This is a genomic window from Haloarchaeobius iranensis, assembly GCF_900103505.1.
Lineage (GTDB): Archaea > Halobacteriota > Halobacteria > Halobacteriales > Natrialbaceae > Haloarchaeobius > Haloarchaeobius iranensis.
On sequence record NZ_FNIA01000003.1, the window covers coordinates 161,409 to 180,528 of the forward strand.

Genomic DNA, 19,120 nt, shown 5'->3' on the forward strand with positions numbered 1-19,120 from the left:
GGACGGTCGCGGAACACTCCCCGTCAGAACCCCGCGGCTACTCGTCGGCACCGACGGGTCCGCGGCCGTCGTCCTCGCCTGCGGTGTCCGTCCCGCCGCTCCCGTCCTCCTCGCCGGTGCCGGCACCCGCATCCTCCGCGCCAGCACCCGCATCCTCCGGGCCGGCACTCGCCTCGTCGCCGTCGTCACTCGTGCTCTCGCCACGGCGGGCCGAACCGGCATCGCCGCCTCCCGACCCGTCCTCGTACTGCTGCTTCAGCGTCTCCAGCTCGGCGTCGACGTCGATAGTCACCGATTGGTCGTCCGCCTCGGCGTCCGACCCGTCGCTGTCGGCCACGTCGATGTCGGTGCCGTCGTCGTCGGCTTCCTCCCCGGTCTCCTCGAACTCGTCGAGCGTGCGGTCCCGGGTCCGGCTCGCCGTGAGCTGTTCCTGTATCTCCCGCCGGAGGTCCTGGGCCTCGGTCAGGATGCTCCGGGCCGAATCGTTCTCCGGAAGCTCGGTCCCCTCGAGGACCGACTGGAGCTCCGCGAGCGCGTCCGAGGCCCGGGAGAGCGTCTCGCGGCTGACGGATTCGGCGGTCGAGCGAGCACGGTCGCCGGTGTCCCGTCCGCGTTCGCCCGCCCGGCGACCCCCCTCGGCGAGGCGGATCGCTCGCTGGAGCGCTTCGAGGAGCCGGATGTTCGTCTCGAGGATGGCGATGGTCGCGGGGATGGCGACCTCGTCGGCGAACTCCATGAACTCGCGCGGTGTGGGCGGTCGCGGGATGCCAAGCGGTCCCGTCGGCGGCCGACGGCGCTGCTCGTCGAGCTGTTCCCTGAGAGCGCGGAGCTCCCTCGCCAGCTCCTGGGCGTCGGCGGCGATGTCGTCGTCCCTGGAATCGCTCATAGCGTACCCTTATCGCGTAGCCGACAAAAACCATGCGCCGCCCCTCGCGCGGTCCAGTTCCGCGACTGACTCGGTTTCACCGGGTGTAACACGTTATTATAGTAAATCAATAGCCACAATATTTATTGCATCCTGTTTCCAATTCGACGAAAGAATGCGTACCGACCACGGTGGGGGGGTACCCGGGAGCACCACGTTCGCACAGACGCTCTCGGCACTCAAACGCGAGGGCAGCAGCATTCTCCTGGTCGGGCGGACGAGTGCGACGGCACACCGTGCGGCCTGTCACAGACTCATGGGCGACGGCGAGGAGCCAAGACAGCGTCTCTACATCTTCACGACGGGGACCGAGACGTGCGGGCAGGGGCCGTCCACGGACCAGCACGGCGAGACCCGCGTCCTCAGCCAGGAGAACGAGGCCGGCGTCGCTGCGAGCCCGAAGGGCCTCCCGGACGACGTCACGGAGACGGTGGTCGGCCAACAGCTGCTGAGCACGCTCGGGACGGCGATCATCGACGACATCGACGACATGGAGAGCGACCACGAGCTCGAGCCGGGTGAACTGCGGCTCTGCTTCGACTCGGTCACCCCGCTTCTCCGGGAGCACAAGTCACAGAACGTGTTCCGCCTGCTCCACATGGTCACGTCGCGGACCAGGCAGGCCGACGGGATGGGGCACTTCCACCTGCCGCTCGACCGCGACAGCGACTACGTGCGGCTGCTCGAACCGCTGTTCGACGCGGTCGTGGAGGTCAGACGGACCGAGGAGGACGACGAGGAGCGCCTCGAACAGCGGTGGCATCTCCGCGACCGCGACGCAGAGAGCGGCTGGATCGAGATCTGAGCGGGCGCTCCGTCTCAGCTGTGCTGTTCGATGAGACCGGCGAGCGTGGACTTCTCCTGGACGCCGACCATCCGCTCGACGAGCTCGCCGTCCGCGTACAGCAGCAGGGTCGGGACGCCACGGACGCCGTTCTCCTGTGCGAGCGCCTGTAGCTCGTCGATGTCGACCTTCGCGACGGTGGCGTCCGTCTCGGCGGCGAGCTCCGCGACGACGGGTTCGAGCATCTTGCAGGGACCACACCAGTCGGCGTAGAAGTCGACCAGCACCACGTCCTCGTCGGCGACCAGCGTCTGCAGGTGCGACTGGCTCTCGACGTGGACCGGCTCGGCCGTGTTCGTCGCGCTGGTGTCGGTGACGTCGTCGTTCGACTCTGCTACATCACTCATGCCCGTCGTTACGGAGGGCCGACGTTTAACCGTTCGTCGGGTTGTCGGGGACCTCGCACGACCGGTCCGGCGGAGTCATGGTGGATGTGAACGCGGGCAACGTACCACGGGAATCCAGCCTTCGTGGCGGTGCAGTCGCACGAATCGGGACACGACTCACCGTTCGATATCGAGCGAACCCTGATACCTCGACCGTGCGTACGCGAACAGGAGAGTCACCCATGGTCGAAGTAGGCATCGAGATACTCGCCGGCGTCGCAGTGACGATCCTCCTGATGCTCGTCTTCCTCGGCGTGGTCGTCATGTGGGACGTCGCGCTCGCGCTGCGAGACGTCGCGGAGAGGGTCGATTCGCTCGAGGACGACGTGGATTCAGATCTGGAGACGATAAACGGGACACTGACCCGAATCCACGACAGCATGCGCGGTGAGGGGCAGGGCCGGACCGTCGGCCGTACCGCAGCCACCGCCGACGGGCGTGGCACCGCGGCAGAGCGTCAGCCCCAGTCGCCACCGGCACGCACGGCGGCCCGGACCGTCGCCACGCCCGGAGTCGGCACACCGACGACGTCGAGCGGCCAGTCGAAGGTGGGTGGTCTGCAGGCGGCACAGCCCTCGCCGGAGGGCGTCGTCGGCCAGGTGCAACTGGCCGACGGTCGGACCGGGCGGACCGGGTCCGACGCGGCTGCACCTGCCGGCGCTTCGTCGGCCGCCGGGACGTCGACCGACGCGGACGCCAGGGCGACCGAGGGTCTGGATGCGGGCAGTGCCGATATCGACCCGGACGAGACCGGCGCGCAGTCGGACGACGAGACGGATGCGGATTCGACCACGGGTGAGAGTGGGACGGGTGACACGGCGGCAGATAGCGCCACGGAGGACGACGGGGAAGCGGACGAAGAGCCTGCGGACGGCGAGAGCGAGGGTGGAGCCGACGCGCCGGACGCCGCGGACGAGGCGGGCGGCGAAGACGCCGGCGGCACGGACGACGACCTCACGGAGGACGGGGCTCCCGCTACAGACGATGCCGCGACCGACGAGGCCGAAGCGGACGACGACCAGGGCGCCGACACCGAGGACGGCTTCGTTACGGACGCCGTGGACGCCGAGAGACCTCACGCCTCGGACGCCGCGGCTGCCGAAGGTGGCGCGGCCCCCACGTCCGACCGGGAGCTGGACGGCTCCATCGCGAAACTGCTCGACGACGAGGACGAGCAGACGGCGGACGGTTTCGAACCGGACGACTCGGCCACCGAGGCGGTTCGAACCTTCGGGCAGGACGCCCGGACGAACCGTGGGCTGGGGCCCTCGCCCGACCTGTTCACCGATGCCGACGGAGACGAGGCTGGGGGCCGATTCGAGACCGCAGCCGACGAACCGTGGTACGCGACCCAGTTCGAATCGCACCCACGCTCGACCGGTGCGATCGCGGAGACGAGCGAGCACGGGCCGGACGAACGGCCAGACGACGCTGACGATGCTGTTGGGACCGCACCGGCGCTCGCCGACTTCGACGACGCGTCGGTCGGGAAGACGGACGCGGAGCCGGCGGACGTGGGGACCTCGAACGGGCTGTCGGACCCAGCCGGGTTCGAGGACCCTGCGGCTGCAGATGCCGCGGTCGCCGGGGACTCAACGCAGGACGAGACCGACGCGGAAGCGTCCGGTCGCGCCGACCCGGAGACGGTCGCAGCCGCAGTCCTGCAGGGAGGCGACGCTCCGGAGAGCGAAGACGACGGCCACGAGGACGACGGCACGATGCCCGGTGTCGAGAGCGGCGACGCCCCGAGCGCGGCCGCCGACGGGACCGGGCAGGACACTGCCGGTTCGGCCGACACCGATGGCGGCGCGGCCGCGGCCGGCCCCGGAACCGACGAGCCGGCGGGCGTCGGTGACCTCGTCGAGCAGGAGCTGACGACGCTCACCCAGGAGGTCGGCGGGACGAGCATCTCACCGGACGTGAGCTCGCTGCCGCTTCCCCAGGGGGCCGAGGAGCTCGACGACACCGAGTACACGTTCCCGCTGTCGGGCGAGGCGTACGGGCTCAGCGCCAGCGCCGAGAACGAGGTCGCGAGGCTGGAGCTGGTGCCCGACGGCGGCACCGAGCTCTCCGGGTCGAGCGAGCAACTGCTCCGGTACCAGTTCCGGAACTACCTCGGGCGAACGGGGAGCGACCACGCCGAGTTGCAGGTCGACGGCGATGGCGTCGTCGCGGTCGAGATTCCCGGCGCGACGGCGGACGCCCTCGACAGCTGGGCCGATGCGCTCATCCAGATCACCGACCGGACGCTGTACCTCGCCAGAAGCGAGGACTGAACGTCGGAACGGCCGTCTTCACGCTGTCTGTTCGCACACCGAAGCCTGGCCGCTACCGCAAGACGAAGGTGCCTCGGGCGGCGACGGTGGGTATGCGCGAACACCCTTTCACCGTCGATATCGACGTCCGGTACAACGATGTCGACCTGCTCGGCCACGTGAACAACGCCATCTACTCCTCCTACCTCGAAGCGGCGCGCGTGGAGTACCTCCCCGAGGTGCTCGGGACGGCGGACTCCCTGGAGAGCGTCCTCGCCCACCTCGAGATCGACTTCCAGCGACCGATCACCCTGGAGGACGACGTGGAGGTCGCCATCTGGGTCACCGACGTCGGCACCTCGACCATCCACTTCGCCTACGAGGTCCGGGCATCGGGCGAGGTCGCGGCGACGGCCGAGACGGTCCAGGTCGCCTACGACCCCGAGGCGAAGGAGTCCCGGCCGGTCCCCGGGGAGTGGCGCGAGCGCATCGAGGCGTTCGAGGACCTCTGAGGCGACGCGTCCGGGCCGGCGGAACGACAGCTTTTCTATCCGCCTGACCGAGGTACGACCGTGCGAATCGAGAACAGCTTCATTCCGGTCCGGGGCGTCGGTGAGCAGACCGAACGCGAGCTCTGGCGCGCTGGCATCACCCACTGGGACGACTTCGACGGCTCGGTCGTCGGGACGACGACGGCCGACCGCATCGAGACGTTCATCGAGACGGCCACCGACCGGCTGGAGGCGGGCGACAGCCGCTTCTTCGACGAGCAGTTCCCCAGCAGCGAACGCTGGCGGTTTTACGAGAACTTCCGCGGCGACACCTGCTTCTTCGACATCGAGACGACCGGCCTCTCGCAGGAGCGCGACGACGTGACGACGGTCTCGTTCCACCAGGACGGCGAGACGACGACGCTCGTCCAGGGCGACAACCTGACCGCGGGCGCGCTCCGCGAGCAGTTCGACGACGCGGCGCTCGTCGCGACGTTCAACGGGGCGCGCTTCGACGTGCCGTTCCTCGAGACCTCGTTCGACGTCGACGTCGACGTGCCACACGTCGACCTCATGTACCCCTGCAAGCGGCTGGGGCTGACCGGTGGCCTCAAGACCATCGAACAGGAGGTCGGAATCGGCCGGGACGAGCCGGACATCACCGGCCAGGACGCGGTCCGACTCTGGCACGAGTACGAGCGCGGCAGCGACGAGGCCCTCGACACGCTCGTCCGGTACAATCGCGACGACGCGAGGAACCTCCAGACGCTGATGGACGTGGTGGCCGACGGCCTGCACGCGCGAGTGTTCGAGGAGTGAACTGCCGTCCGAAAACTGTCGGCAGTGGGGTCGGGAGGCGTCGGGCAACACCTCCGTCGGGTTTCGGTCAGAGTGGGCGGGTCCAGTGCCGACACCACTCCCTACAGCCGGACTGTCAATAAACGCACCTATAACTACAACAGTCGCTTTCGTCACCCGGTAGCATCACGCATGCGCTTCGACGTGGTCGACCGCGGCGGCGGCTGTACCGACCTGTCTCACACCAGGCACGTCGTGGGTCCCCAGCCCCGCGACTGGTCGGTCGTAGACGGCCGCGAGGCCGAGTTCCGAGAGCGTCCCCGGGCCACCGTCGATGGCGACGACCGCATCACCGTTCATGACGACGAGGGCGTTCCGAGCGTGGCCGAGGCCCGTCGCGATGGGGATGTCGACGAACTCGTTCGCCGCCGCGACCTCCTCACCGGGGAGGATGCCGACGGTCGGGCCACCGCCCCCGCTCGCGCCCTCACAGACGCCACGCATCACGCCACCTAACCCACCGCAGACGACAGTGTGGTCGCGCTCCGCGAGCAGCCGGCCGACCTTCACGGCCTGTTCGTACACCGCCGCCGAGACGGTACTCCCGCCGATGACACTCACTCGCATGGTCGTTTCGACGGGCGGCGGGCATGCGTCGGTTTCGGTCCGTTTTCCTCACACCCGTATGATATGATTTATACGCCCGCACCGCGGCGGAACGCGTATGGGTGCAATCTCCGCGGCGAAACACGCCGGGTCGACGCTGGCACGGAACCCGATCCTGTTCCTCGTCGCCACCGCGTTCGCCATCGTACAGCTGCCCCAGATACTCCTCCAGTGGAGCGGTCTGCCAATCGTCGCATCGCTGTTCAACCTCGCGACGGTCGTCGTCGTCCCGTTCCTCATCGGCGGTATCTACGGGATGGCCGAGGAGGGCCTCGACGGGACGACCTCGCTGGCAACGTTCGTGCGCGCGGGCCGGGAGAACTTCGTCTCGCTGCTCGTCGCGGCCATCTTCTTCGCACTGGTCGTCTTCGTGGTCGTGTTCGTCGCCGTCGTCGTGCTGGCGTTCGTCACCGTCCTGACGGTCGGCGTCTCCGGCGTTCAGGGCGGCGTCAGCCCGACTGCACTCATCGTCCCGGGGCTCGTCGGTTTCGCCTTCCTCCTCCTCTACCTCGCCACCGTCGTCTTCCTCCAGTTCTACGAGGCCGCAATCGTCGTCGACGACGCCGACGTGTTCGACAGCCTCAAGCAGAGCTACCGGTTCGTGCGTGGCAACCTCCTCAGCACCATCGGGTTCACGGTCGTCCGCTGGACGCCGGGTCTGCTGACCTCCCTCCTCACGGCCTACTTCGTGTTCACCAGCCTCGGCATCGACCCCGACAACCTCGAGTCGGTCGAACCCGAAACCGTCCAGAACGTCTACGCACAGCTCTCCGGTACCGAGGTCGGCATCATCGTGGCCACGACCCTCCTCACCGCCGGCATCGTCGGCGCGTTCACCCGGACCTACCTCGTCGCGTTCTACGTCGACCACCGCGAAGCGGCCGGGACAGTCGAGGAGTCAGCCGACGAGTTCGACGAAGACCTCTTCGACGACGAGTACGACACCATCGGGTAGTGCGTTCCGGGTGGGATTCGAACCACGGTCGCGGCACTTCGTACCGCTCCCTGGTTCAAATCCACACCTGTGGCTCTCTTCTCGCTTCGCTCGAAGAAGAGCCAAGGGTGGGATTTGAACCCACGAAGTCTCGATTACAAGTCGAGTGCATGCACCGCCCATGCTCCCTTGGCACGGTCCGCAACTCAGTCGTGGTCGTTGGCCTTAGTATGGCTTTCGACTCCGACGCGTTTTTGGAGGACGTAGCGATGTTCCGCGTAGCCCTGGTCGAAGTAGAACGAGAGCGCGCGTGCGTTGTCCGCCATGACCTCGAGCTGCACGACGTCGGCGCCGCGCTCGCGGAGCGCCGTCTCGGCCGCCGCCAGCAACGCAGCACCGCGCCCCGCCCCGCGGTACCCGGGCACGACGTAGAGGTTGCTCACGAGCCCGCGGACGGCGTCGACGCTCACGTCGGAGTCGGTGCGCTCGAAGGAGACGAAGCCGACGATGTCGCCGTCGGTGCGGTCGACGAGGACCGAGCCGTCGACCACGTGACGTGCGAGCCGCTCGCGCATCGTGGTCCGGTTCTCCGTCCGCCTGACGTGGGTGCCGTGGGGTCGTTGCTCGCTCGCGAGGTCGACCCAGAGGTCGACGAGGATGTCGAGTTCGTCCAGTGCGGCCGGTTCAATCGGCATCGTAGCCGTGGCGCAGCGCCTCGACGGCCGGGAGAGCCTGTCCCGTGAGCAGCCGGAGGCAGGCCCCACCGCCCGTCGAGATGTGACTGAACCCGTCGATACCGAGCCGACGGATGGCGGCGGCGGTGTCGCCACCCCCGACGATGCTGAAGGGGACGTCCGAAGCGGCCCGGTACAGCTCTCTCGTCCCGGTTGCGAACGTGGGGTCCTCGAACACGCCCGCGGGCCCGTTGAGGATGACCGTCTCGGCGTCCGCGAGTACGGACTTGTACATCCGCAGCGTCTCCGAGCCGATGTCCATCGCTGCTTCACCCTCGTTCCCGGGCAGTGCGTTGAGTCCGATCTCGTGTCGCTCGCCGTCGCGCTCGACGGCCACATCCTGCGGGAAGCGGATGCGGTCGCCGTGGGCGTCCAGCAGGTCCGCGGCGCGGTCGATCTCGTCCCAGTACCCCTCGTCGTAGATGAAGTCGGCGCTGGCGTCGCCGATGTCGACGCCGTCGGCGAGCAGGAACACGTTGCCGACGACGCCAGCGGTCAGCACCTGGTCGGCGAGTCCGGATTCGAGCACGTTCCAGGCCACGTCGATGGAGTCGGAGACCTTCGCACCTCCCAGGGCGTACACGCGGGGGCGCTCGGTGGCCTCGACGTCGCCGAGCACGTCGAGCTCCGACTCCATGACGCGCCCGGCGTAGCTGGGCAGGTGCTGCGGGAAGCCGATGAGTGAGGGCTGCGAGCGGTGGGCCGCGGCGAAGGCGTCGTTGACGAAGGCGTCGAGCGCCGGGGCGAGACCCGCGACGAGGTGGGTCTCGCCCGCCTCCTCGGGTTCGAACTGCATGTACTCCTCGGCGTAGAAACGGGTGTTCTCGAGGACCACGGCGGTGCCCGGTTCGAGGGACTCGACGGCCTCCCGGGCAGCAGTACCGAAGTTGGCGTCGGCGTAGCTGACCGGCGCGTCGAGCAGTTCGTCGAGCCGCTCGGCGTGGGTGGCGAGCGTCTCGAACTCGTCACCGCCGGGGCGGCCCTGGTGTGCGAGGACGGCGACGCGCGCATCCTTCTCGAGCAACTCGGAGAGTGTTTGCTCGTGGGCGCGGAGCCTGGCGTCGTCGGCGAGGCCCCCGTCGTCGAGCGGGCTGTTGATGTCGACGCGTACCCCGACTCGACGCCCGGCGACCGAGAGGTCGTCAAGGGTCCCTACCGGCATGGTTCGAGGTGTGGCGGGCCCGGTGAAAGAGTTTTCTTTGTGGGTCCATCCGTGCCGCCGACCCACAGTGGGGTCGTTCGGGGCCGCAGCCGGTCACGAGCCGTCTCCCGGTCGCTGTGCGTACTGAAATGCGGGGAGGAGAGGATGGCATTGGGTACCAATCGCACGCAGTCGCGGAGGTGAAACGGGTGTATGGTCGGGCAAGATTTATCTATCTCCTTGTTCCGCTTTGTGTGTAAGGGACATCCATGGGTGCATCAAGCACGTACGACAGGGCCCGCAGCCAGATAGTCGAGAAGCCGATGACGGCAGTACTGGGGATAATCGCAGTACTGCTCGTCTTCGACCTCGTCAGACAGCTCGCGACTGGTAACCTCACCATCGCGCGGATGATGAGTCTGGTTCTCGACGGAGTGCTTCGGGGTCTCGTCATAGGGTTGGCGGGTATCGGGCTCTCGATGACGTACAGTATTCTGAACTTCGCGAACTTCGCCCACGGTGATTACATCACGGCGGGGGCGTTCTCGGGGTGGGCCACCACGTACGTCATCGCCGGTGGCTTCGGCTCCGCTGCCAACATCGGTTCGCTGGCGCTGGTGGGTTCCGGCGGTTCGGTGTTCGGTGGTGCGCTCGGCATCAACGCCGTCCAGACGCCGCTGGCCGTGCTCGCCGGGCTGGTGGTGTCCGGCGTGTTCACCGTCGCGCTCGCGCTCGCCATCGACAAGTTCATCTACAAGCCGATCCGCGGCTCGGGGGGCATTCCGCTCCTCATCACGAGCGTGGGCGTGGCGTTCGCGCTCCGGTACGTCATCCAGTTCGTGTTCGACTCGGGCACGCGCGGGGTGACCAACACCGGATCGCTCCCCGGCATCCGGCCTAACGTCATCGACGGGACGGTGGCGGTCACTGCACACGACGTGCTGCTGATCCTCGTCGCCGGCGGCCTGATGCTCGGCGTCCACATCCTGCTCCAGCGGACGAAGCTGGGGAAGGCGATGCGGGCGATGTCGGACGACGAGGCGCTGGCGCGCATCACCGGCATCGCGACCGAGCGCGTCATCCGCTCGACGTGGATCATCGGCGGCGGCCTGACGGGCGTCTCCGGGTTCATGTTCGTGCTCTGGAAGGGCACGATCAGCTGGAACGACGGCTGGCTGCTGCTGCTGCTCATCTTCGCAGCGGTCATCCTCGGCGGTATCGGTTCGGTGTACGGCGCCATCGCGGGCGGCCTGGTGATCGGGCTCACCGCCTCGACGGCAGTGATCTGGATCCCGTCCGGCTTCGCCCGTGCCGCCGCGTTCGGCGTGATGATCCTCGTCCTGGTGGTACGTCCGCAGGGCATCTTCGCAGGGAGGTCTACAGCATGAGCGACGACGAATCAGGGGGTGAGTACGGGCAGAGCACGGAGGAACAGCGTGCGGTAGTGATGGGCATCGACTTCCGGAACGACGGGTTGATGCTGCTGACGATGCTCCTCGGCATCTACATCATCTACCTCCTCGCCGGACTGGTCATCGGGTTCCCGTTCCGGGGGCTGATGAACCAGATCGGCCAGCTGACGTTCTGGATCGCCGTGTTCGCGATGGCCTCCCTCGCGTTGAACCTGCACTGGGGATACACGGGGCTGTTCAACATCGGTATCGTCGGGTTCATGGCGACCGGCGTCTACGTGACCGGCATCCTCTCGAAGCCGGTGTTCGGCTCCGGGACCAGTGCAGCGGAGATCGGCGGGTTCGGCCTGCCGCTGTGGATCGGCATCATCGGCGGGACGGTCGCGGCCGGGCTGCTCGGGCTCATCGCCGCGTTGCCGGCACTCCGCTTGCGTGCGGACTACCTGGCAATCGTCACCATCGCGCTCTCCGAGATCGTCCGGTTCTCGTTGCTGTCGGACTCGCTGAGCGGCCACGAGATCGCCGGCTACCGCGTCGGCCTCGGTGGCGGTGACGGGGTCATCCTGGACTATCAGGACCCCCTCGAGAGCCTGATCCGCGCGCTCAGTGCGCCGTTCGACCTCATCCTCGGGGAACAGGGGTGGCTGTGGAACGACGTGTACCTCGGCATCGTCGTCGACTTCGTGGCGAACTTCATCCCGAACAACCCCAAGCCCGTCGTCGACAACTTCGCGTACTCCGCCGTCCTGCTGCTCATCCTCGGCGGGTTCTACGTCGTCATCCGTCGGATGGGGAACTCCCCGTTCGGGCGGGTGCTCAAGGCCATCCGCGAGGACGAGGACGTGACGAACGCGCTCGGGAAGAACACGAACATGTTCAAGATAAAGTCGTTCGTGGTCGGCTGTGCCCTGATGGGGCTGGTCGGCATCCTCTGGTTCGGCACGCAGGGCTCGGTCACGCCGAACACGTTCCGCCCGCGCATCACGTTCTACATCTGGATCGCGCTCATCATCGGCGGTGCCGGGTCGAACTCCGGCAGCGTCATGGGCGGTGCGGTGTTCGCGGCGTTCCTGTTCCAGGGGCCGCGGTACTTCAAGAACGTCATCGAGACGGCGCTCGGGAACCCCGAGGCACCGTCGAGCTTCGGCCAGGCGATGCTGCCGGTTTCGAACGGTGACGTCGTGCCGTTCCTGCTCTACACGCTCGACAGCATCAGGCAGCTCCAGCTGTTCATGATGGGCGTGGTGCTCATCGTGCTGATGCACCGGCGTCCCGACGGGATGCTCGGCCACCGGAAGGAGCCGGCGTCCAGCATCCCCCTGACCCGGCCGATCAAGCGCTCGGGCGGCGGTGACACCGTCGCGACCGACGGAGGTGAGACCGATGAGTAGCGAACCCGAGACCTCCGGAGGCACGGGCGGTGTAGACGAGACCGACGACCGGACGCTGACCACGCTCGGCGGGGCCGGGGACACCGCGGAGGTGCCGCTGAAGGTCAGCGGGCTCGAGAAGCACTTCGGCGGTATCACGGCCGTCGACGGTGTCGAGTTCGAGATAGACAAGGGGAGCATGACCGGCCTCATCGGCCCGAACGGGGCCGGGAAGTCCACCACGTTCAACTGCATCACCGGCACGCACAAACCCGACGGCGGCCGCGTCGAGTTCAACGGCCAGGACATCACCGGACTGGAGCCGTACCAGGTCGCGGACCGCGGTCTCGTCCGGACCTTCCAGATCGCCCGGGAGCTCGGCGAGATGACCGTCCTCGAGAACATGATGGTCGCGCCGAAGCACCAGCGCGGCGAGGCGCTCTGGCGGTCGGTCCTGCCCTACGCACGGAACAGCGTGAACCAGCAGGAACAGGAGATTCTCGAGCGCGCGTGGGAGACGCTCGAGTTCTTCGACATCGACCACCTCGCGAACGAGTACGCGGAGAACCTCTCCGGTGGCCAGCGGAAACTGCTGGAGCTGGCCCGTGCGCTGCTGACCGACCCGCAGATGCTCCTGCTGGACGAGCCGTTCGCCGGCGTCAACCCGTCGCTGGAGGAGCGCCTGCTCGAACACATCCACGAGCTGCGCGACCAGGGCTACACGTTCCTCATCGTCGAACACGACATGGACCTCATCATGGAGAACTGCGAGAAAGTCATCGTCATGCACCAGGGTCGCATCCTCACCGAGGGGACCCCGGAGGACGTACGGAACAACGAGGACGTCATCGAGGCCTACCTCGGGGGTGAGGTATGAGCCCCGACGACGTGGCCACGGACGGCGGGGCGGCCACGAGCGCCGCCCAGGACGTCACCCTCTACGAGGACAGCCTGCTCTCGGTGCGGAACTTGGACGCCGGCTACGGTGACCTCCAGATCCTGACCGACGTGGACCTCGACGTCACCGAGCAGGAGTACGTCACCATCGTCGGCCCGAACGGGGCCGGCAAGTCGACGGTGATGAAGTCGGTGTTCGGACTGACCAGCCACATGGGCGGGACGGTGACGTTCGGCGGCGGGGACATCACGGCCGAGCGGCCGGAGGACATCATCCACCTCGGCCTCGGCTACGTCCCGCAGAACGACAACGTGTTCAGCTCGCTGTCGGTCCGGGAGAACCTCGAGATGGGTGCGTACATCCTCGACGAGGTCCCCCAGGACGCGCTGAACGAGGTGTTCGACCGCTTCCCCATCCTGGAGGAGCGCCAGACACAGAAGGCCGGGACGCTCTCGGGCGGCCAGCAGCAGATGCTCGCGATGGGTCGGGCGCTGATGCTCGACCCCGACCTGCTCCTGCTCGACGAGCCCTCCGCCGGGCTCGCACCCGACCTCGTCGCGGACATGTTCGACCGCATCGACGCGATCAACGACGCCGGGACGGCCATCCTGATGGTCGAGCAGAACGCGAAGGAGGCGCTGCGCCGCTGTGACCGCGGCTACGTCCTCGTCGACGGGAAGAACCGCTACGAGGACGAGGGGACGACCCTCCTGAACGACCCGCAGGTGCGCCAGGACTTCCTGGGCGGCTGAGGGGACCCGCGGTTTTTTCGGTGCCACAGTCGTCGCCAGCGGTGCCGCCGTCGCCCGTTCGCCGGCCGTTGCCACCGAGGTCCGCAACTCGAGGGTCGCCCGCGGAGCGCGGTCGCTCGTCGGTCGAGGCGTCGAAAGAAGGGAGTGTGTCTGGTCGTCGCTTACTCGGCCGACATCGCGTCGCTGACCACGGAGGAGTACGAGGACTCGCCCTGGTTGAACGCGACCTGGCGCCAGACCGAGCCGTCGAACTCGTCCTCGAACACGGACGAGAACCGCTCGGAGAGCTGCTGGCCGTAGTCGTTGTTGATGTACAGCGTCGCACAGGTCTCGGCCTCGAGATCCTCGGAGGCGACCTGTGCCATGACGCGGCCCTGCAGGCGGTCCGAGGGCGCGGTCCGGAAGACGTAGTCGTTGTCGTCGAGGTTCGTCACGGAAAGCGCGGTACTCGACGGGGAGCAGCCGACGATCTCTCCCGGGATGAGGACCTCCTGACAGACCGGGACGTTCACACCGGACGACGCGGTCCCACAGATGTACGGGTAGCCGGCGTTGACGAGCGAGTTCGCCGCGCTGACACCCGACTGGGAGTTCGTCTCGGTGTCTTCCAGCTGCGTGTCGACCGTGAGGTCGATGTCGGACTCGTTGACCTGCTGGGGCGGAATCCGCGAGGCGTTGATCATCGACTCACCGGTCGATGCGAGCGCCCCGGTCTCCGGCAGGAGGATCCCGAGCATGATTTCGCGACCCATGCCACCGGGCATGTCGTCGGCCGACGGGCCGGACCCCTCCGGGTTCGCGCCTGCGAAGTTCTCGGTCCGGATGGTCGACGTGCTGTCGCCGTCGAACTCCCACAGCGCGTACGCTGCGGACGCAGGGTCGCCGTTCTGGTCGAAGTTGACCGAGCTCGACGCACCCTGGTAGTTCACCGGCTCGCCGTTCGCGGCCGCCTCGACGCCTTCGACGAAGTTGTCGGGCGTTACCTCCATCCCGTCCGGGTTGGCGATGTTGCGCATCTGGTCGCGGATCGCGGTCCCGGAGTTCTCGCCGGCGGCCGCGTTCGCGAGGATGCCGACCGCCGCGGAGTCGTACGACTGGGACGAGAAGACGCCCGGCGACTCACCGTAGACATCCTGGTACAGCGACTCGTAGGCGGACTGGGCCGGACCCCCTGCTGCGGGCGCGGTCCCGGTGATGTTGCTCATGTCGTCACCGACCTGTCCAGGGAGGTCGGGGTCGCGGAGACCGTCGGGGATGAGAATGTCCGTATCGTCGCCGTAGCTGCTGTAGAAGTCCCGGAACAGCTGGATACCGTCCTCCGGGTATCCGACGACAGTGATCATGTCGGGACTGCTACCACCACCACCGCCCCCACCAATGCACCCTGCCAGACCTGCTAACCCTGCAGTTCCAGCGATTCCGGTAGTCTTCAGCACTTCGCGCCGTTGCAGTTTCCGTGCCATGCTACCGTCATACTTACCCCTGCGTTATAAATTTGCCTCCCGAAGTGGTCGGGCGACCCGGAGAGGAGACGGAGATGCGCGTCAGACCTGTCGGCAGTCGGAACAGACTAACTGGCCGTTCGAGTCGTGTAACGAATCGGTCAATGCCCCGCAGAGCTCACAGACGCCCTGTGAACCGTACTCGTCCTCGGGGAGGGTAGCCTCGCTCTCGACGGCGGTCGCCGCGGTCGCGACCCCCTCGATGGTCGCCTCGGTGTCGAGCGACCGGGAGGCCTGGAGGGTGCTCGCGGCTTCGATGACGTCCCGCTCGGTGAGCACGCCGACGATATCCTCGGCATCGGTGCCGTCCGTGACGACGAGGTTCCGGATCTCCTCCCGCGACATCGTCTCCGCCGCGTCCGCGAGCGGTCGGCTCGCGGCCATCGTGATGACCGGCTGGGACATCAGCTCCCCGACCGAGGTTGATTCCGGGTCCGTGCCGGTCGCCACCATCTCGAGGACGTCCCGTTCGGTCATGATGCCGACCGGGGTCGACCCTCGCAAGACGAGGACGCTGCCGACGTCCTCCTCGTGCATGAGCTGGACGGTGCTGTGCACCGAATCTGATTCACTGACGCCGACGAACTCTCGCGCGGTCACATCACGAATCGACACATCGCGTTCCATATGTGACGGTTTTGCACGGCTGCTCTAAAATCTACCTGCAGCAGCTTTATCGGGCTTCCAAACGAAGTTTCGCGGTTGCGGTACGTGGTGGTCAGTGGAACTCGACGAGCGACTCGTCCGCGCGCCCGACCTCGAGCGCGTGCTTCGCCGCGTAGCCCGCGTCGTGCGGCGTCGACCCCTCACCGACCCCGACCCGGACCTGGATACCGGTCTCGTCGAGGACGTGCTCGATGGCGTCGTCGTACGCCGCGGCGTCGAGGTCGGGACAGACGGCGATGATGTTGTCACCGCCGACGAAGAAGGAGAGCGAGTCGTGGGCCTCGTACATGTACCGCATCAGCGAGGCGTACGCTTGCTCGATCTCGATGAACGCGCCGAAGGCGTCGAGTTCGTCGGTGTACTTGCCCGTGGCGTCGACCACGTCGAAGTGAGCGATCTGTACGTCGTCGTCGGTTCGGAACGCCTCCTCGATGACGCGCCCGTCGAGGATCTCCCGGCGGGACTTGTCCTGTGCGCTCCCGGCGTCCTGGATGAGGTTCGTGGCATCGGCGAGGGCGTGGACCGGCGAGGTCCCCGTCGCCACGCCGAAGCTCACGGTCACCGGGTAGCGGTTCCGTACCGACTCCTGGATGAGCGCGTGGTCGTCCATATCGAGCCCGTTCGTCACCGCCACCATGTTGTCGAACCGCGTGAAGAAGACGTAACCGTCGCGGTTCCCGACGAGCTGGGAGAGGTCGGCGTACAGACGCGACTGCAGGGTCTGCAGGTCGACCTCCCGACGGGGTTCCGGCGTGACAGTCCACGGGCCGTAGTTGTCGATCTGGATCAGCGTGATCTGCGTGTTCGTCACTGTTGCGCGGAGCTTTCGATTGCATCCGTATAAGTGGAACTACATCCAGATTCGAGACGGTACCCTGCCGGGGCCACGCGATTTAATTGTCTCCGCGTCAACGGGTTCCCGAAGACACCCATGTCCACCCACGTCGTGCTCGTCGTCGACGCGAACACGGAGGTCGTCGACGACCTCGCTACGCGTCTGACTGCAACAGACCAGTCGGTGGTCGTCAGGTCCGCAGCGACGGCCACGGCGGCCGAGGAAGCGGTCGCCGACGGCTCGGTCGACTGCATCGTGAGCGAGCACGGACTCGAAGACGGCGACGGTGTGGAGCTGCTCTGCCGGCTGGGCGGCGGCTATCCGGACCTGACCAGGGTCCTGTTCACCGACGCTGGGTCGGAGGCTGTCGCGAGCGACGCCATCGACGCGGGCGTGGACGCGTACGTGCCGAAGCAGCTCGGGGGAGCCGGCGCAGTCGATTCGCCCGCCACGATGGCCGCGTACGACCGGGTCGCGTCCGCCGTCGAAGCGGGACTCGACGCCGCGGGCCGTCCGACCGTGACCCCCGAGGAGACCGCGGCGAAGATAGACACGCTCCACGACGTGGCGATGGACCTGGAGTCCTGTACCGTGGAGGCCGACATCTACCAGGTCGCCGTGGACGCGGCCGACATGGTCCTCGAGTTCGACATGTCCAACATCGACATCGTGGAGGACGGGCGGCTGAAGCCGGTCCAGACCTCGGCCGAGATGCCCAAGGAGGGGGTGGAGTCGGTGCCGCTCGACGGGGAGAGCGTCGCCGCTCGCGTCGCGCGGACCGGCGAGGCGATGTACACCGAGGACCTCCGCCAGGTGCTCGACGCGGACCCGACACAGATGACCTACCGGTCGGGGCTGACCGTCCCCATCTCCGATATCGGGGTGTTCCAGGCCATCTCCGAGGAGGTCGCGGCGTTCGACCAGGCCGACGTCGACCTCGCGGAGACGCTCATGCAGCACGTCGCCGAGAGCGTGAAGCGGATCCGCTTCCAGCGGACCCTCCGCGAGGAGCGCGACCGCTTCGCAGCGCTGTTCGAGAACGTCCCCGACCCCGTCGTCAGGCTTCGAACGGCGGGCACACCCACCATCGCTGCGGTCAACGAGGCGTTCGCCGGGACGTTCGACTTCGACGCCGGGTCGGTCGTCGGACGGCCGCTCGAGACGGTGCTGACCGCCCCGGAGACCGCGGGCGGCGTCAGCGTGTTCCCGGGCATCGAAGCCGCGGACAACACGGCCCCGACGGAGCTCCGACTGGTGGCCGCCGACGGCCCGCGGGACTTCCTCGTCCACGTCGTCCCGGTCGACCTGACGGCGTCGGAGTCCGACGAGGTGTACGGCTTCTACGCGGACATCACCCCGACCAAGGAGCGCAAACGAGAGCTCGCCCGGCAGAACGAGCGCCTCGACGAGTTCGCGAGCATCGTCAGTCACGACCTCCGCAACCCGTTGAACATCGCCGAGGGGCACCTCCAGCTGGCGACCGACCGCATCGGCCCGGACGAGGACCTCGACGACCTCGACGAGGTCGAGCGGGCGCACGGGCGGATGCGCGACCTCATCGAGAACCTGCTCTCGCTGGCGCGGTCCGGCTCGGTCGTCCAGGAACCGGACGAGCTGTCGCTCACGGCCACCGCGGGCCAGGCGTGGTCGTCGGTCCACCTCCCGAACGCACGGCTCGAAACCACCGGTGACGTGCGGCTGCGTGCGGACCGCGACCGGCTCGTTGACCTCTTCGTGAACCTGTTCCGGAACGCCGTCGACCACGGCCGCCCGGACGCGACCGTCCGTGTCGGGCCGCTCGACGACCGCGCCGGATTCTACGTCGCGGACGACGGCCCGGGAATCCCCGAAGCGGCCCGCGACGAGGTGTTCGACTCCGGCTACACGACGACCGACGAGGGCACCGGGTTCGGCCTCGCCATCGTCCACCAGGTGGCGACAGCGCACGACTGGACGGCCACGGTGACGGAGAGCGAGCACGGCGGCGCGCGCTTCGAGTTCCCCACCGCCGACGGGTCGGAGCCACTCGCAACGGAGCACGCGATGTCGGTCGAACCGAGCGACGAGGACTGAGCGGCCGCTCGCGAACGACGGTGACCGAGACGGAAGCCGCGAGAACTCAGGCGTGCTTGACGTTCGATTCGCCGGCCTTCGGGTGGAACTCCCAGAAGCCACCCGCACGCATCGCGTTGCCGACGGCCTTGTGGAACGCGACGATGTCCTCGAACTCGCCCTCCGTGACGTGCTCGAAGATGTCCGCGACGCTGACGACGCGCTTCGAGTTCAGACGGACGGGCTCGTCGCCGTGCTCCTCGACGAACTCCGACGCCTTCAGCGGGAATCCCTCGTCCTCGTCCAGCTTCTTCGCGAGGACCGCCATCCCGTACTTGCGCATCCCCTCGCTGCCCTGCTCACCGTCAGGGTCGTGGGGCCACTGGTTGCTCATACGCTCTCTGAGAACGGTACCCTCAAAAGGGTTTGTGAAACCATCTTTTTCTTCGTCGGGTGCGC

The 19,120-nt window shown here is 67.5% G+C and carries 19 protein-coding genes and 1 tRNA gene; 10 read left to right on the forward strand and 10 right to left on the reverse strand.

Annotation, left to right across the window (positions count from 1 at the left end; all coding sequences use genetic code 11):
• Positions 1 to 37: 37 nt before the first annotated feature.
• Positions 38 to 886 carry a DUF7547 family protein gene (locus tag BLT27_RS03645; RefSeq protein ID WP_089731675.1) on the reverse strand — a complete coding sequence of 283 codons (849 nt, stop codon included), beginning with the start codon at positions 884 to 886 and terminating at the stop codon, positions 38 to 40.
• Between the two features lie 154 nt (positions 887 to 1,040).
• Here BLT27_RS03645 and BLT27_RS03650 point away from each other — a divergent pair, with 154 nt between their 5' ends.
• Positions 1,041 to 1,730: a DUF7504 family protein gene (locus BLT27_RS03650; protein WP_089731676.1), complete on the forward strand. Its 690-nt coding sequence runs from the start codon at positions 1,041 to 1,043 to the stop codon at positions 1,728 to 1,730.
• 14 nt (positions 1,731 to 1,744) lie between these two features.
• Here BLT27_RS03650 and trxA read toward each other — a convergent pair whose 3' ends face one another.
• Entirely contained in the window at positions 1,745 to 2,116 is a 372-nt protein-coding gene (gene trxA / locus BLT27_RS03655; protein WP_089731677.1) for a thioredoxin, read from the reverse strand.
• Positions 2,117 to 2,337: 221 nt separating this feature from the next.
• Here trxA and BLT27_RS03660 point away from each other — a divergent pair, with 221 nt between their 5' ends.
• The 3 genes from BLT27_RS03660 to BLT27_RS03670 all read left to right on the forward strand — a co-directional run bounded on the left by BLT27_RS03660 (position 2,338) and on the right by BLT27_RS03670 (position 5,720).
• A complete protein-coding gene (locus tag BLT27_RS03660; RefSeq protein ID WP_089731678.1) occupies positions 2,338 to 4,431 on the forward strand; it encodes a hypothetical protein in 2,094 nt (697 codons plus the stop codon).
• A gap of 92 nt (positions 4,432 to 4,523) precedes the next feature.
• Positions 4,524 to 4,922, forward strand: a complete 399-nt coding sequence (locus BLT27_RS03665) for an acyl-CoA thioesterase (RefSeq protein ID WP_089731679.1) — start codon at positions 4,524 to 4,526, stop codon at positions 4,920 to 4,922.
• Between the two features lie 60 nt (positions 4,923 to 4,982).
• Positions 4,983 to 5,720, forward strand: a complete 738-nt coding sequence (locus BLT27_RS03670; protein WP_089731680.1) for a ribonuclease H-like domain-containing protein — start codon at positions 4,983 to 4,985, stop codon at positions 5,718 to 5,720.
• A gap of 165 nt (positions 5,721 to 5,885) precedes the next feature.
• Here BLT27_RS03670 and BLT27_RS03675 read toward each other — a convergent pair whose 3' ends face one another.
• On the reverse strand, positions 5,886 to 6,326 hold the full coding sequence (locus tag BLT27_RS03675) for a TIGR00725 family protein (RefSeq protein WP_089731681.1): 441 nt from the start codon (positions 6,324 to 6,326) through the stop codon (positions 5,886 to 5,888).
• Between the two features lie 97 nt (positions 6,327 to 6,423).
• On the opposite strand from BLT27_RS03675, the gene BLT27_RS03680 reads away from it, so the two are divergent.
• Positions 6,424 to 7,320 carry a DUF7847 domain-containing protein gene (locus BLT27_RS03680; RefSeq protein WP_089731682.1) on the forward strand — a complete coding sequence of 299 codons (897 nt, stop codon included), beginning with the start codon at positions 6,424 to 6,426 and terminating at the stop codon, positions 7,318 to 7,320.
• 99 nt (positions 7,321 to 7,419) lie between these two features.
• Here BLT27_RS03680 and BLT27_RS03685 read toward each other — a convergent pair.
• The 3 genes from BLT27_RS03685 to BLT27_RS03695 form a co-directional block, all read right to left on the reverse strand.
• Positions 7,420 to 7,493, reverse strand: a tRNA-Thr gene (locus BLT27_RS03685).
• A gap of 12 nt (positions 7,494 to 7,505) precedes the next feature.
• On the reverse strand, positions 7,506 to 7,994 hold the full coding sequence (locus BLT27_RS03690) for a GNAT family N-acetyltransferase (RefSeq protein ID WP_089731683.1): 489 nt from the start codon (positions 7,992 to 7,994) through the stop codon (positions 7,506 to 7,508).
• A complete protein-coding gene (locus BLT27_RS03695; RefSeq protein WP_089731684.1) occupies positions 7,984 to 9,195 on the reverse strand; it encodes a phosphoglycerate kinase in 1,212 nt (403 codons plus the stop codon). The genes BLT27_RS03690 and BLT27_RS03695 overlap by 11 nt, the downstream gene beginning before the upstream one ends.
• A 248-nt stretch (positions 9,196 to 9,443) precedes the next feature.
• Here BLT27_RS03695 and BLT27_RS03700 point away from each other — a divergent pair, with 248 nt between their 5' ends.
• Genes BLT27_RS03700 through BLT27_RS03715 form a run of 4 tightly spaced genes read left to right on the forward strand, consistent with a single transcriptional unit; the run spans position 9,444 to position 13,606 of the window.
• Positions 9,444 to 10,562 (forward strand): branched-chain amino acid ABC transporter permease, encoded by a 1,119-nt coding sequence (locus tag BLT27_RS03700; protein ID WP_089731685.1) that lies wholly within the window; start codon positions 9,444 to 9,446, stop codon positions 10,560 to 10,562.
• Between the two features lie 59 nt (positions 10,563 to 10,621).
• Positions 10,622 to 11,977: a branched-chain amino acid ABC transporter permease gene (locus BLT27_RS03705; RefSeq protein ID WP_089731779.1), complete on the forward strand. Its 1,356-nt coding sequence runs from the start codon at positions 10,622 to 10,624 to the stop codon at positions 11,975 to 11,977.
• Entirely contained in the window at positions 11,970 to 12,833 is an 864-nt protein-coding gene (locus BLT27_RS03710) for an ABC transporter ATP-binding protein (RefSeq protein ID WP_089731686.1), read from the forward strand. The genes BLT27_RS03705 and BLT27_RS03710 overlap by 8 nt, the downstream gene beginning before the upstream one ends.
• A complete protein-coding gene (locus BLT27_RS03715; RefSeq protein ID WP_089731687.1) occupies positions 12,830 to 13,606 on the forward strand; it encodes an ABC transporter ATP-binding protein in 777 nt (258 codons plus the stop codon). Before BLT27_RS03710 ends, BLT27_RS03715 begins: the two co-directional genes overlap by 4 nt.
• A 161-nt stretch (positions 13,607 to 13,767) precedes the next feature.
• Here BLT27_RS03715 and BLT27_RS03720 read toward each other — a convergent pair whose 3' ends face one another.
• From BLT27_RS03720 to BLT27_RS03730, 3 genes are all read right to left on the reverse strand, one after another.
• Entirely contained in the window at positions 13,768 to 15,069 is a 1,302-nt protein-coding gene (locus tag BLT27_RS03720) for an ABC transporter substrate-binding protein (RefSeq protein ID WP_089731688.1), read from the reverse strand.
• Between the two features lie 81 nt (positions 15,070 to 15,150).
• The gene (locus BLT27_RS03725) at positions 15,151 to 15,735 is read right to left on the reverse strand and encodes a CBS domain-containing protein (RefSeq protein WP_089731689.1); all 585 of its coding nucleotides are present in this window, start codon (positions 15,733 to 15,735) and stop codon (positions 15,151 to 15,153) included.
• Positions 15,736 to 15,826: 91 nt separating this feature from the next.
• Complete coding sequence (locus BLT27_RS03730) at positions 15,827 to 16,585, reverse strand: GTP cyclohydrolase III (RefSeq protein WP_089731690.1); 759 nt, start codon at positions 16,583 to 16,585, stop codon at positions 15,827 to 15,829.
• Positions 16,586 to 16,705: 120 nt separating this feature from the next.
• On the opposite strand from BLT27_RS03730, the gene BLT27_RS03735 reads away from it, so the two are divergent.
• Positions 16,706 to 18,682, forward strand: a complete 1,977-nt coding sequence (locus tag BLT27_RS03735; RefSeq protein ID WP_089731691.1) for an ATP-binding protein — start codon at positions 16,706 to 16,708, stop codon at positions 18,680 to 18,682.
• Between the two features lie 46 nt (positions 18,683 to 18,728).
• Here BLT27_RS03735 and BLT27_RS03740 read toward each other — a convergent pair whose 3' ends face one another.
• Complete coding sequence (locus tag BLT27_RS03740; protein ID WP_089731692.1) at positions 18,729 to 19,055, reverse strand: DUF5785 family protein; 327 nt, start codon at positions 19,053 to 19,055, stop codon at positions 18,729 to 18,731.
• Between the last annotated feature and the right edge of the window lie 65 nt (positions 19,056 to 19,120).

What these genes read in the sequence shown, in the direction of transcription:
- BLT27_RS03645 (WP_089731675.1), bottom strand. Translation starts at nt 886, where the DNA reads ATGAGCGATTCCAGGGACGACGACATCGCCGCCGACGCCCAGGAGCTG.
- BLT27_RS03650 (WP_089731676.1), top strand. Translation starts at nt 1,041, where the DNA reads ATGCGTACCGACCACGGTGGGGGGGTACCCGGGAGCACCACGTTCGCA.
- trxA (WP_089731677.1), bottom strand. Translation starts at nt 2,116, where the DNA reads ATGAGTGATGTAGCAGAGTCGAACGACGACGTCACCGACACCAGCGCG.
- BLT27_RS03660 (WP_089731678.1), top strand. Translation starts at nt 2,338, where the DNA reads ATGGTCGAAGTAGGCATCGAGATACTCGCCGGCGTCGCAGTGACGATC.
- BLT27_RS03665 (WP_089731679.1), top strand. Translation starts at nt 4,524, where the DNA reads ATGCGCGAACACCCTTTCACCGTCGATATCGACGTCCGGTACAACGAT.
- BLT27_RS03675 (WP_089731681.1), bottom strand. Translation starts at nt 6,326, where the DNA reads ATGCGAGTGAGTGTCATCGGCGGGAGTACCGTCTCGGCGGCGGTGTAC.
- BLT27_RS03680 (WP_089731682.1), top strand. Translation starts at nt 6,424, where the DNA reads ATGGGTGCAATCTCCGCGGCGAAACACGCCGGGTCGACGCTGGCACGG.
- BLT27_RS03690 (WP_089731683.1), bottom strand. Translation starts at nt 7,994, where the DNA reads ATGCCGATTGAACCGGCCGCACTGGACGAACTCGACATCCTCGTCGAC.
- BLT27_RS03695 (WP_089731684.1), bottom strand. Translation starts at nt 9,195, where the DNA reads ATGCCGGTAGGGACCCTTGACGACCTCTCGGTCGCCGGGCGTCGAGTC.
- BLT27_RS03700 (WP_089731685.1), top strand. Translation starts at nt 9,444, where the DNA reads ATGGGTGCATCAAGCACGTACGACAGGGCCCGCAGCCAGATAGTCGAG.
- BLT27_RS03705 (WP_089731779.1), top strand. Translation starts at nt 10,622, where the DNA reads ATGGGCATCGACTTCCGGAACGACGGGTTGATGCTGCTGACGATGCTC.
- BLT27_RS03710 (WP_089731686.1), top strand. Translation starts at nt 11,970, where the DNA reads ATGAGTAGCGAACCCGAGACCTCCGGAGGCACGGGCGGTGTAGACGAG.
- BLT27_RS03715 (WP_089731687.1), top strand. Translation starts at nt 12,830, where the DNA reads ATGAGCCCCGACGACGTGGCCACGGACGGCGGGGCGGCCACGAGCGCC.
- BLT27_RS03720 (WP_089731688.1), bottom strand. Translation starts at nt 15,069, where the DNA reads ATGGCACGGAAACTGCAACGGCGCGAAGTGCTGAAGACTACCGGAATC.
- BLT27_RS03725 (WP_089731689.1), bottom strand. Translation starts at nt 15,735, where the DNA reads ATGGAACGCGATGTGTCGATTCGTGATGTGACCGCGCGAGAGTTCGTC.
- BLT27_RS03735 (WP_089731691.1), top strand. Translation starts at nt 16,706, where the DNA reads ATGTCCACCCACGTCGTGCTCGTCGTCGACGCGAACACGGAGGTCGTC.
- BLT27_RS03740 (WP_089731692.1), bottom strand. Translation starts at nt 19,055, where the DNA reads ATGAGCAACCAGTGGCCCCACGACCCTGACGGTGAGCAGGGCAGCGAG.